The sequence below is a fragment of the Brevundimonas diminuta 3F5N genome (assembly GCF_900163625.1).
Classification (GTDB): domain Bacteria; phylum Pseudomonadota; class Alphaproteobacteria; order Caulobacterales; family Caulobacteraceae; genus Brevundimonas; species Brevundimonas diminuta_A.
Map to the genome: position 1 here is coordinate 40,669 of NZ_FUIE01000051.1, position 11,217 is coordinate 51,885.

The 11,217-nt window shown below is 69.5% G+C and carries 12 protein-coding genes; 5 read left to right on the top strand and 7 right to left on the bottom strand.

Features of this window, described 5'->3' with window-relative positions:
• Positions 1-3 precede the first annotated feature (3 nt).
• Positions 4-1,482, bottom strand: coding sequence for a DUF2793 domain-containing protein (locus FM111_RS10055; protein ID WP_087140804.1), 1,479 nt, complete (start codon positions 1,480-1,482; stop codon positions 4-6).
• A gap of 226 nt (positions 1,483-1,708) precedes the next feature.
• Here FM111_RS10055 and FM111_RS10060 point away from each other — a divergent pair, with 226 nt between their 5' ends.
• Complete coding sequence (locus FM111_RS10060; RefSeq protein WP_087140805.1) at positions 1,709-2,656, top strand: endonuclease/exonuclease/phosphatase family protein; 948 nt, start codon at positions 1,709-1,711, stop codon at positions 2,654-2,656.
• Here FM111_RS10060 and FM111_RS10065 read toward each other — a convergent pair.
• From FM111_RS10065 to FM111_RS10090, 6 genes are all read right to left on the bottom strand, one after another.
• Positions 2,637-3,845, bottom strand: a complete 1,209-nt coding sequence (locus FM111_RS10065; RefSeq protein WP_087140806.1) for a CCA tRNA nucleotidyltransferase — start codon at positions 3,843-3,845, stop codon at positions 2,637-2,639. The two genes, FM111_RS10060 and FM111_RS10065, sit on opposite strands and share 20 nt — an antisense overlap.
• Positions 3,842-4,516, bottom strand: a complete 675-nt coding sequence (locus FM111_RS10070; protein ID WP_087140807.1) for an NUDIX hydrolase — start codon at positions 4,514-4,516, stop codon at positions 3,842-3,844. Before FM111_RS10070 ends, FM111_RS10065 begins: the two co-directional genes overlap by 4 nt.
• A complete protein-coding gene (locus FM111_RS10075; protein WP_179205074.1) occupies positions 4,513-5,079 on the bottom strand; it encodes a DUF1285 domain-containing protein in 567 nt (188 codons plus the stop codon). The genes FM111_RS10070 and FM111_RS10075 overlap by 4 nt, the downstream gene beginning before the upstream one ends.
• A gap of 48 nt (positions 5,080-5,127) precedes the next feature.
• Positions 5,128-5,640 carry a GNAT family N-acetyltransferase gene (locus FM111_RS10080; RefSeq protein WP_087140809.1) on the bottom strand — a complete coding sequence of 171 codons (513 nt, stop codon included), beginning with the start codon at positions 5,638-5,640 and terminating at the stop codon, positions 5,128-5,130.
• A gap of 63 nt (positions 5,641-5,703) precedes the next feature.
• The gene (locus FM111_RS10085) at positions 5,704-6,477 is read right to left on the bottom strand and encodes an enoyl-CoA hydratase (RefSeq protein ID WP_087140810.1); all 774 of its coding nucleotides are present in this window, start codon (positions 6,475-6,477) and stop codon (positions 5,704-5,706) included.
• Positions 6,474-7,460, bottom strand: coding sequence for an MBL fold metallo-hydrolase (locus FM111_RS10090; protein WP_256968187.1), 987 nt, complete (start codon positions 7,458-7,460; stop codon positions 6,474-6,476). The genes FM111_RS10085 and FM111_RS10090 overlap by 4 nt, the downstream gene beginning before the upstream one ends.
• Positions 7,461-7,684: 224 nt before the next feature.
• On the opposite strand from FM111_RS10090, the gene FM111_RS10095 reads away from it, so the two are divergent.
• The 4 genes from FM111_RS10095 (at position 7,685) to FM111_RS10110 (ending at position 11,117) form a co-directional block, all read left to right on the top strand.
• Positions 7,685-8,680, top strand: coding sequence for a hypothetical protein (locus tag FM111_RS10095; RefSeq protein WP_256968188.1), 996 nt, complete (start codon positions 7,685-7,687; stop codon positions 8,678-8,680).
• A 109-nt stretch (positions 8,681-8,789) separates the two neighbouring features.
• Positions 8,790-9,575 carry an exodeoxyribonuclease III gene (gene xth / locus FM111_RS10100; protein WP_087140812.1) on the top strand — a complete coding sequence of 262 codons (786 nt, stop codon included), beginning with the start codon at positions 8,790-8,792 and terminating at the stop codon, positions 9,573-9,575.
• A 3-nt stretch (positions 9,576-9,578) separates the two neighbouring features.
• Positions 9,579-10,121 carry a hypothetical protein gene (locus FM111_RS10105; protein ID WP_087140813.1) on the top strand — a complete coding sequence of 181 codons (543 nt, stop codon included), beginning with the start codon at positions 9,579-9,581 and terminating at the stop codon, positions 10,119-10,121.
• A gap of 75 nt (positions 10,122-10,196) precedes the next feature.
• On the top strand, positions 10,197-11,117 hold the full coding sequence (locus FM111_RS10110; protein WP_087140814.1) for a cobalamin biosynthesis protein CbiG: 921 nt from the start codon (positions 10,197-10,199) through the stop codon (positions 11,115-11,117).
• Positions 11,118-11,217 lie beyond the last annotated feature (100 nt).

Here is an 11,217-nt window from a genome sequence, read left to right on the forward strand (position 1 = left end):
CGTTCACCCCACCGCCGTCAGCCAGACCACGCCGGCCGCGCCCGCGCCGCCCGCGCCCGCCGCCGTCACGCCCGCGCCGCCGCCGCCTCCGCCGCCGCCATGAAGGCCGCCGGGTCCGCCCGCATGGCCGGAGCCGGACGCCACCGCACCGCCGCCTGCGCCGCCTCCTCCAGCCCAGTGCAGGTCCGGCCAGGGCGCCGCCTGCCCCATCGCCCCATCGGCCGCTCCCCCCGCCGCCTTCAAAAGCAGAAGAGCGCCGTCGCCGCCTGCGCCTCCGGCCTGCGCCGCATTGGCCGCGCTAAGGCCGCCGCCCGCGCCGCCTGCGCCAGGGCCATCGGGACGCGCCGTCGCCTGCCCGGCTTCACCCGCCGCCGAAATGGAAGAGGCTCCGCCTGCGTTGGAGGGCGGCAGGCCGCCGCCGCCCTCGCCACCGATTCCCGACGCCGCAGAGCCGCCGGCGCCGCCGCGTCCGCCCTCGCCGGTCAGCAGGATCTGGGCGCCGGTCTTCACCAGACTCGCCGCGCCCTGGCCGCCCGCCGCGCCCGATACGGCGCCGCCTGCGCCGCCCGCGCCCACAGTGACGTCCAGCCCCCCCGACAGGTTCACAGCCGGCCACCAGGTCGTCATGACGCCGCCTGCGCCGCCGCCGCCGCCGCCATGCCGAACGGCGCCAGACGCTCCCGCCAGACCGGCCCCGCCTCCGCCCCCGCCGCCCACGCAAACCGCCTCGATCCAGCGCGCCCAGACCGGCGGCGCCCAGCTTCCAGAGGCGGTCAGCACCTTCGTCTCGCGCCGCGTCGCGCCCTGTCCGAACCAGGCGCGGCCCGTGCTGCGGTCGATCCGCAGCGCCTCATGCCAGGCGCCGCCGTCGGGGCTGACCTTCAGCCGCAGGTCGTCGTCGCCGACTAGCCCCAGTTCGGCCCGCCCGCCCCAGCCGCTCTGGAACAGTAGGGACAGGACATCGCCCGCCGTCTGCTTGTTGAAGGTGAAGCGCAGATCGCCGTCGCCGCCGCTCTCGCTCTCCAGCGCGGTCCACAGCGCCTTGTTGGCCCGCACGGCGACGACGTTCGTCGCATCCGCCATCGTGTTCACGCCGAGGCGCGTGATCTGCTGAATCTCTTCCGGCAGGCCGAAGGACAGAGGCGTCCAGACGCCTGCGCGCCGGACCAGAATCTCCTCGCTGTCCAGCACCACCGCCAGCAGGCCGTCGGGCGCCGGGACAGAAATCCAGCCATCCCGCTCATGCCGCATCAGGCTGCCTGCCGGATGCTGCGCCCAGTCCGCGCCCGTCGCCGCCTCCGGCAGGATGTAGAGCGCGCCCTCGGGCGGATCGGCGGGCTGCTGTATCGTGGTGCGGCTGACCACCGCCGTCTGGATCAGGGCGTCCAGGCGGGTCAGGGCCTCGTTCAGGGTCACATGTTTCTGCAGCTGTCCGGCCGCCAGATAAGGCAGGCCCAGCCGCGCGCTGGCGTCATCGCTCATGAGCGGTCTCCAAAGGTTGAGACCGCAGTCTGCTCAGGCGCCGAACCCCGGCGCGCCGATCCGCCCCGGCGTGCGTCAAAGCCGGGAAATTTCAGGGATTGGCCGCGCCAGGCGCGCTATCGCCTCACGCTCCGCCCGCGCATTCAGCCGCATGAGGCCACGCTCGACAGGTCTGGCGCCGACGCGCTAACCGACGCCTCCACACGTTTTCACCAAAGGTCGCAGCATGACCCTGACCCAGGCCCTGATGCGGCTGACCGCCCTGGCCCTGCTGGCGCCGCCCGGCCTGGTCGCCATTTCGGCGCTCAGCCGCATCGGCCACCGCCTGCCCGACCTGCTGACCCAGTTCACCGCGCCAGCCCTGATCGCGACCGTCGTGCTGTGCGGCCTCTTCGTGCTGCTCCGCCTGTGGGACATGGCGGCGCTGGGCGCGGGCGTGGCGGGGCTGCTGCTTCTAGCCGTCTGGCCGCAGTGGGCGCCTGAGAAAGGCCGCGCCGCCGGACCGGAAACCCTGACCATCTATTCCGCCAATCTGTGGGCCCGAAATCAGGATGTGGCGGCCATCGCCCGCTCCATCGAACGAGCCGACGCCGACGTGGTCATGCTGATCGAGCTGGGCGACGCCCCGGCAGCGCAGTTGGACACGATCCTGAGCGCCTATCCGCACCGCGTCAGCACCCCGCGCAAGGACCGGCCCAGCGGCGCTGCGCGCTCGGTGATCGCCTCCCGCCTGCCTCTACGCCGTGTGCGTGACGCCGATGGTCAGGGTCTGGCCGCCTTGGTCGCCCAGGCCGAAACGCCGCTGGGGCCGGTCAGCCTGATCGCCGTCCACATGACGCGCCCTTGGCCGTTCCAGCATCCCTACGGCCAGATCAGTCAGGCGCAGCGCCTCGCCGGACTGCGCGCCGGGCTGGAGGGGCCGGTCATCATCGCCGGGGACTTCAACAGCGTCTCCAGCGGCCGCATCGGTCGTCAGATCAAGGCCGAGACAGGCCTGATCCCCGCCCCCGCCCGACCCGGCACCTGGCCCTCGGCCCTGCCCGCCTTCCTCGGCATCACCATAGATCACGTCTGGCGCACGCCCGACCTGGCCTTGGTCGAGCGGCGGTTGGGCCAGAAGACGGGTTCGGACCACCGCCCGGTGATCGTGCGTCTCAGCCGGGCCGCGTCATAAGAGCCTTCAGCCGCGCCTCATGCCCGTGGTCGGGAAAGTCGTCGGCGATCCAGCCCTCTTCAAAGGCCTTCAGCACCCGCCCCGTCTGCGACCCCGGCGACAGGCCCAGCCGCGCCAGATCCTTGCCGCCGACCGGCAGCTTCGGCGGCGTCCAGTCCGCCGCCAGCATCAATAGACGCTGCACCGCCCCGACTTCTGCGCCCGATGCCCATGCACGATAGAGCCGATCCTCGACCGCCTGACGCCCGACGCGCCAGATGGCGGCGCGCGCCTGAGCCTCGCTCATTGTCGTGTCGATGCGTTCGGCGACAGCCTCGACCAATCGGTCTCTCTGGGCGTTCGACAACCGCAGCTTCAGCGCCGCCTCGCGCACGGCCTCAGCCTCATCCGGCAACAGCGCCGACAGACGCAACACCGGGTCCGGACTGATCCCGACCATCGCCTCGAACAGAGACAGGCTTTTGGGTTGCGGCATGACGCGGCCCAGCACGCCCGCATGATCCATCAGCCGCACCGCCGCGCGCGGATCGGGGGCGGCCAGCAGCTTGAGCAACTCCTTCGACACCCGTTCAGCCGACAGCCGTTCTACGCCCTCGGCCAAGGCGGCGCAGGCCGCGACCGCCGCCGCATCCGGTGCCCCGCGCCCATACCAGGCGAAAAAGCGATAGAAGCGCAGGATCCGCAGATAATCCTCGCGGATGCGCTGTTCCGGCTCCCCGACAAAGACGATCCGCCCGGCCAGCGCGTCCTCATACCCCGCGCCCGTCGGGTCCAGGATCAGCCCGTCCGCATCGGCATAGAGGGCGTTCAGCCGGAAATCCCGCCGCGCCGCGTCTTCGGCCCAGTCGTCGGTAAAGGCGACCGTGGCGCGCCGCCCGTCGGTCGATACATCCCGGCGCAGGGTAGTGATCTCGAACGGCTGACGCTCCGATATGGCCGTCACCGTGCCGTGCTCCATGCCGGTCGGCACGCTCTTCAGCCCTGCCGCCTTCAACGCCCTGACCACCGCATCGGGCGTCAGGACGGTGGCGATGTCCACATCATCGATCGGCGCGCCCAGCACGGCGTTGCGCACACAGCCGCCGACGAACCGGGCGCAGTCCGCCCCGCCCGCCGCCGCCAGCGCGGCCATCACCGCCTGCGTCGCGCTGGCCGTCAGCCAATCCTGGCCCTCAAGCACGCGGTTCATTCCACATGCTCGGTCGCGTCGGCCTCTGCGGCCTGCAACGGCGCGACTTCTTCGCCGTACAGACGGTTGAACAGCCCCTTCAGAATACCCGCCGTCGCGCCCCAGATGTAGCGCTCGCGATAGGGCATGGCCCAGAACCACCGGCGCGGCCCGTTCTCCTGATCGTAGTAGTCGCGGCGATGGTTCACCGGGTCCATCAGGAAGTCCCACGGCGCCTCGAACAGCTCGGCCACCTCGGCGGGCGAGGCGGTGACGTCCGGCGGCGCCGTCAGCCAGCCCACCACCGGCGTCACCAGAAAGCCCGTGCCCGTCTCATAGGGATCGCCCAGCCCCAAAGGCTCCACCACGGCGGGGTCCAGCGCGATCTCCTCCCACGCCTCACGCAGGGCCGCGTCCAGCGCCGTCTCGCCCGGCTCGAGCCGCCCGCCCGCAAAGGCGATCTGCCCCGTATGACTGGCCAGACTGTCGGATCGGCGGGTCAGCAGGACGCTGGGCCCATCCTCACGCGCGATGATGGGGATCAGCACCGCCGCAGGCCTCAGCTTGACCTTCGGACGGCTGAAATCGGGGTTCAGGTCATAGTCGGACCGCACCGCCACACGCTGCGGCGACCAGTCGGACACCGGGTCCAGCCTCTGTTGCAGCCGGGCCTTCAAGCCGGAACAGGTCAAAGCCCCGCCCCTTCCGGTCCCAGCGGAAACGTCACCCCGCCCGACCGCACGGCCAGCCGCCCGTCCGTCTCCCGCGCTCGCTCGACCAGGTCATAGAAGACGGGCCGCGCGATCCGCGCCCACAGATCGCCTCGCACATGAACGCGCGGCGCAGGTTCGCCGGTCGTCGCGTCCGTTTCGACGACGATGGCGTGGTCAGGCCCGGCGACAGCCTCATCGCCCTGATCCGTGGTGAAGACCAGCGCCGCGCCGTCTTGGCGCACAGCCACGGCGCGGAACGGCAGGTCCTCGACCGCGATCTTCAGCTTCTCGACCGGCGTGACCAGATGATAGCCGTCCGGGTCCTTCCTCAGCACCGTCGAGAACAGCCGCACCAGTTCGGCCCGGCCGATGGGCGAGCCTTCATGCATCCACACGCCGTCGGCGCGGATCAGGATGTCGATCTCACCGCAATGTTCGGGATGCCACAGATGCACGGGCGGCAGACCCCGCCCCGACGCCTGACGCGCGGCCTCGGCCACGCTGGCCAGACCGGAGCCGGACGATGTCGGTGGGTTCGTCATATCCGAACTATGGGATGCGTCGCCCTGCAAAGGAAGGCCGCGCCCGGCTCAGGCGTCGGGTCGAACCGTCCCGACCGGCGCCGCTGCGGTGAAGGGCAGCCACATGACACGGCGCTGATCCACCGGCCCCGGCAGCACGGCGTCCGGCGCAGGCACGAATCCGAAGCGCGAGAAATAGGGCGGATCGCCGACCAGCAGGACGCCGTCCAGCCCCCGCGCCTTGGCCTCTTCGATGCAGGCCCGCACCAGTTCGCCGCCCAGTCCGGTGCTGCGGCTGGCCTTGTCTACGGCGATGGGCCCCAGAAAGACCGACTTCGCCTCGCCCGTCAGGATCGCCCACAGCCGCACCGAGCCGATCAGGCGGCCGTCTTCAAGCAGGCAGAACCCCGCCGCCAACGGCGCACGCTCGCGCAGACGCTCGGCGGTCTTGGCGAAGCGGCCGGGACCGAAAGCCGCGATGACCAGGGCGTCGATCGCCGCGGAATCCTTTGGCGTTTCACGCACGATTCCGCCCGCGAAATGCGGTTCGGCGGAGACGGCGGAGGCGGGCGCGGCGTTCATGCGCGGCCCCTAATCCCCCGCGCCCCTCGAATCAATCGCGATCTTCGGCGAAACGGCGGGAAATCAGCCCAGTTTGGAGAAGTCCGGCGCCCGCTTCTGGCTGAAGGCCATGAACGCCTCCATCGCCTCGGGGCTGCGCATCTGCGAGCCGAAGGCCTGGGCCTCGCGCTGCATGACCGCCCACAGCACCTCGGCGTCGCGCATCAGGGCCTTGGTCTTGCGGATGGAGTTGGGCGCCCGCGCCGCCAGCTTGCCCGCCAGATCGGCCGCCGTCGCCTCGACCTGATCGGCCGGAACCGCGCGGTTGGCCAGGCCCCACGCCAGCGCTGTCCTGCCGTCGATCGCTTCGCCCAGGGCGAACAGCTCAAAGGCGCGCTGATGGCCGATATTGGCGCCCAGCAGCAGTGAAGACGCCGCCTCCGGCGCCAGCGCCAGGTTGACGAAGGGCACGGACAGCAGGGCGTCTTCAGCCACCACCACCATGTCGCAATGCAGCAGCAGCGTCAGGCCGATGCCTACCGCCCGGCCGCGCACCGCCGACACCGCAGGCTTGTCCAGATCGGCCAAGGCCTTCAGGAAACGGAATACCCCCATCTCGACCAGATCGCCCTCGGTTTGCCCCAGGGAGATGAAGTCGGCGATGTCGTTGCCCGCCGAGAAGGAATCCCCTTCGCTGCGGAACAGGATGACGCGCACGGCGTCGTCCGCTTTCGCCTTCTCGGTCGCGTCGGCCAGCGCCGTATACATGGCCTGGGTGATGGCGTTCTTCTTGTCCGCGCGGTCGAAGACGACCGTCAGGACGCCGCCGTCCAGTTGGGTCCGGATATGTTCGCTCATTGGCCTGTCTCCAAAAGGCTCCACCAGTCGACGCCGTCCTCGTCCCGCGCGCGGCGGACCCGTCCCTGGCGTTCAAGATAATTCAGATGCGCCAGCGCCTCGCCGGTCGCCATGCCCAGAACGGCGTCGCCCACCGGGCGGGCGAACAGGGCGCCGAACACATCGACGGCGCGACAAGGCGTCCGCAGCGTCTTCTCCAGCCGTTTCAGCGCCACCTCATGCCCGCGCATCAGCGCCTCCAGCCGCAGAGTCACGCCATAGAACGGCTCCCCGTGCGACGGCAGCACCAACAGGTCGCCCGGCAGCCGGTCCTTCAGCGCCGCCAGCGACCGCAGCCAGTCGCCCAGCGGATCCGCGTTCGGCTCCGTCGGCCAGATCGAGATGTTGGACGAAATGCGCGGCAGGATCTGATCGCCCGCGATGAAGACGTTATCCTTCTCGCGCCACAGACAGACATGTTCGGGGCTGTGCCCTTCTCCGACCACCACCCGCCAGCCATCGCCGCCGATGCTCAGCAGCTCGCCGTCCTGCACCCGGCGGTAATCGCGCGGAAAATCCTGAACCATACGGCCGAAGCCGCCATAGCCGTCGCGCCAGCGCGCCACCTGCTCGTCCGACCAGCCCGCCGCGCGATAGAAGGCCTCAGCCCCCGCCGGCGGTCCCAGAGCCTCGTCGCCGATCAGCATCCGTCCCGTCACATACTCCGTCCGCGACATCAGCAGCGGCGCGTCGAACCGCGCGCACAGCCAGCCCGCCAGGCCGATGTGATCCGGGTGCATGTGGGTGCAGATCACGCGCGTGACCGGCCGCCCGCCCAGCACGCCCGCCAACGCCGTCGTCCAACCCTCACGCGAAACATCTGTCGCCAGTCCCGCGTCGATGACGGCCCAGCCCTCTCCGTCCTCGATGGCGTAGAGGTTGATGTGATTCAGCGCCATCGGCAGCGGCAGACGCAGCCACAACACGCCGGGCGCGACCGCCACGGCTTCCCCCGCGAGAGGTTCCGCCGGAAACGGGTACGTCAGGCCGCGCTCCGAGCGAGACAAGGAGTCTCCGTCCGCCAAGGTCCGTCTCCAATCAAAACTGTCGTGCAGATTAAGCGGATCGCGATGCGATCGTCCAGCGCCAAGGGCGCAGTTGCGCTTGACCAAGGCGAAAGACGCCGCCAAGGCTTCATCTTCCTAAATATGAGGCCAGGAGCAGTTTTGTGACCTTCCCCCCCCGCAGCCGCAAGGTCGGCGTGGCCGCCGCCCTGGCGCTCATGACCCTCACGCCTTCTCTCGCTCACGCGCAAACCTTTACCCAGACCACACCCGGCGAAGCCGCGCCGCTTGGCCCTGGCGGCAACGAACAGGATCGGATGAATGAGCAGCGTGCGGGCGAACGTTCCGCTACCGGTCGCCTGGCCCGTCGTCAGCAACAGCAGCAACGCCAACGCGCGCCTCAGCCGCCCAGCGCCGAAGAAGTCCAGGCCGCCGCCCAGGGCGTGCTGACCGCCACTAGCACCAACTGCCAGATCACCGAGTCCAAACTGTTGGGCCAGTCGCCCAACAAGGAGTCGTTGTATGAAGTCGCCTGCGCGACCGGCCCCGGCTACCTGCTGCTGACCTCGACCCCGCCGCAAGCGACCGACTGCATGGTGCTGGCCTATTCGGCCGAACAGGCGCGCGCTCGCGACCCGGAAGCCGATGTCGGTTCGCAGTGCAGCCTGCCCGCTAATAACAACGCCATGGCCGTCATCACCGCTTTCGCCAAGGAAGCGGGCTTGGCCTGCACCGTCGACGAAGGCTCCATCATCGGCGCCAAGCCCGGCGGCGCCGTCGTCTATGAAGTCGGTTGCGCCGGCGTCGAAGGCGCCCAGATCAACAAAGCCGCCGCAGGTTGGGAAATCTCCTCCTGCATGGAGCTGGTCTCGGCCAACGCCTCGTGCCGCTTCACCACCCCGGCCGAACAAGTCGCCACGCTGAAGGGCTGGCTGACCGGCTCCGAAGCCGCCGCCTGCGACGTCAGCCAGGCCCGCTACATGGGCAAGAACGCCAACGGCTCCTTCTATGAAGCCGCCTGCAACGGCGCCGACGGCGTCATCGTCCGCTTCGATACGGCCAAGGCCGTGCAGCAGGTCTACCCCTGCGCCACCGCCCAGCAGATCGGCGGCGGCTGCAAGCTGACGACCACGGCTCCGGCCGCTGCGCCGAACAGCTGATCCCGATTTCAGCCTGAGCTTTTAAGACGCCGCCGGAGCGATCCGGCGGCGTCTTTGTTTTGGGCGCCCCTCTTCCCGAACGAAGCGGCTCACCTTAGCCTTGCGTCCCATGCGCATCGCCACCTGGAACGTGAACTCGGTCAACGCCCGCCTGCCGACGGTGCTGGAGTGGATTCAGGCCGCCAACCCCGACGTCGCCTGCTTCCAGGAGATCAAATGCGTGGACGAAAAGTTCCCGCGCGAGGCCTTTGAAGACCTGGGCTACAACGTCGAGACGCACGGCCAGAAGAGCTACAACGGCGTCGCCCTGCTGTCGAAATACCCGATGTCGGACGTGCGGCGCGGTCTGCCCGGCGACGATAGCGACGAACAGGCCCGCTATCTGGAGGCCCTGATCGAGGCGCCCCGCCCGATCCGCGTCGCCTCCATCTACCTGCCCAACGGCAACCCGCTGGGAACCGAGAAATTCGCCTACAAGCTGGCCTGGTTCCAACGGCTTCAGAACCATGCACGCGACCTGCTGGCGCTGGAAGAACCGCTGGCCCTGTGCGGCGACTACAACGTCATCCCCGAGGCCGAAGACGCCAAGAACCCCGCCGCCTGGGCCGAGGACGCCCTGTTCCAGCCGGAAAGCCGCGAGGCCTTCCGCGCGCTGAAGTGGCTGGGCCTGGCCGATTCCCACGAACTGGGCCGCGAACCGGCCGGAACCTTCACCTTCTGGGACTATCAGGCGGGCGCCTGGCAGCGGAACCACGGCATCCGCATCGACTTCGCCATGCTGTCGCCCCAGGCCGCCGACCGCTTCCGCGCCATCGAGACGCACCGCGAGGCCCGCGACATGGAAAAGCCCAGCGATCACGTCCCCGTCGTGGTCGATCTGGACCTGGAGGTCTGATCCATGGGCGAGACGTTCAGGGCCATTCTGCTGGTCGCCCTGATCGCCGCCTTCCTGACCACCGGCGTGTTGCTGTTTTCCTGGTGGATGGAGTCCGAGCGGCGACTGCGGCGAGCGATGAAGAAGGCGCTGGGCGCGCCGGCCGACACCCTGGCCCTGTCGGCCCATGAAGGCCGCGCGGCCGGGTTGGATCTAGAGGGCGGCCAGTTGGCGGTCCTGTGGAATCGCGGCGCGATGGGGCTGGTCTACGCCTTCGAGGAAGTGCTCGGCGCCGAGATCATCGTCGATGGGCATGTGATCGCCCGCGTCCTGCGCGGGCAACTTCGCAAGGAGATCGACCTGGACGCGCCCGATGCCGAACTGGTCGTGCTGCGCCTGATCTTCAGCGATCCGCACAATGCGGAATTCGAGCTGGCCCTGTGGAATGGATCGCGCACCGCCCCCGCCTCCGAGGCCGAAAAGACCAGCGGCGCCCGCTCTCCCGGCGAAGGTCTGCGGCTGGGGCGCCGCTGGTTGTCGCACGTCGAAGCCCTGATGCAACGCTGATCGCCCTTCACGGCTTGAGTCTGGGCGGCTAGAAGCCCCCGTTCCTGTTCCTCGCCTCTTTCTTCAGGAGCCCCCGTGGCCCGCCTCTTCGACGCCTACATCATCGCCAACTGGACCGCCGCCGAAGGCAAGAAGCTGGGCGAACAGACCCTGTGGATCGGCGTCGCCAAGCGCGACGTGCGCTTCCGCCTCTATGCCGAGACGCACAACGTCGCCACGCGCGCCGAAGGCGAGAAGCTGATCGCCGACCTCCTGGCGGAACACCGCAAGCGCGGCGACCGCGTCCTGGTGGGCTTCGACTTCGACTTCGGCTTCCCGGCCGGAACGGGTGCGCGCCTGAAACTGGACGGCCGCCCGTGGGACGCCATGGGCAAGTTCCTGGCCGCCAACATCGTCGACAAAGCCGACAATTCTAACAACCGCTATCAGGTCGCGGCCAAGATGAACCGCCTGATGACGGACGAGCCCTGGCCGTTCTGGGGCGCGCCCGCCAGCCAGGCCCAGCGCTGGCTGACCACGACCAAGCCGCCGGAAGGCGCCGGCGCCGACATCCCCGAGTTCCGCGCCACCGAACTGGCCGCGCGCAAGGACAAACTGCCGCCCAAGAGCGTCTGGCAGATGCACGGCGCGGGCGCCATCGGCGGCCTGACCCTGGTCGGCGTGCCTATGCTGCGCCGCCTGCTGGACACGCTGGGCGCCTCGGCGGCCGTCTGGCCCTTCGGCACCGGCTGGCGTGAACTGACCGAGGCCGACATCGAGCCCCTGTCGGCCGTCGTCGTCGAAGTCTGGCCGCTGATGTTCGAGGCCAAGCGCGGCGTGAACGCCGACGGCGTCAAGGAATACAAGACCCAGGCCCAGGTCCGCGCCGCCGCCGAAGCCTTCGCCCTCATGGACGATGCCGGCGACCTGCAGAAGGCGTTTGCACCGCCGGCCGGTGCGGACGAAGCCCTGATCGCCCAGGTGGAGGGCGAAGAAGGCTGGATCCTGGGGGTCTGAGTCTTCCTTCTCCCCTTGAGGGAGAAGGTGGGCGCCGGAGGCGCTCGGATGAGGGGTGCTGACTCCGTCTACTCTAAGTTTGGTGAGCGGGCGTCGGCGC

What these genes read in the sequence shown, in the direction of transcription:
- FM111_RS10085 (WP_087140810.1), bottom strand. Translation starts at nt 6,477, where the DNA reads ATGAGCGAACATATCCGGACCCAACTGGACGGCGGCGTCCTGACGGTC.
- FM111_RS10105 (WP_087140813.1), top strand. Translation starts at nt 9,579, where the DNA reads ATGGGCGAGACGTTCAGGGCCATTCTGCTGGTCGCCCTGATCGCCGCC.
- FM111_RS10075 (WP_179205074.1), bottom strand. Translation starts at nt 5,079, where the DNA reads ATGACGAACCCACCGACATCGTCCGGCTCCGGTCTGGCCAGCGTGGCC.
- FM111_RS10060 (WP_087140805.1), top strand. Translation starts at nt 1,709, where the DNA reads ATGACCCTGACCCAGGCCCTGATGCGGCTGACCGCCCTGGCCCTGCTG.
- FM111_RS10055 (WP_087140804.1), bottom strand. Translation starts at nt 1,482, where the DNA reads ATGAGCGATGACGCCAGCGCGCGGCTGGGCCTGCCTTATCTGGCGGCC.
- FM111_RS10065 (WP_087140806.1), bottom strand. Translation starts at nt 3,845, where the DNA reads ATGAACCGCGTGCTTGAGGGCCAGGATTGGCTGACGGCCAGCGCGACG.
- FM111_RS10080 (WP_087140809.1), bottom strand. Translation starts at nt 5,640, where the DNA reads ATGAACGCCGCGCCCGCCTCCGCCGTCTCCGCCGAACCGCATTTCGCG.
- xth (WP_087140812.1), top strand. Translation starts at nt 8,790, where the DNA reads ATGCGCATCGCCACCTGGAACGTGAACTCGGTCAACGCCCGCCTGCCG.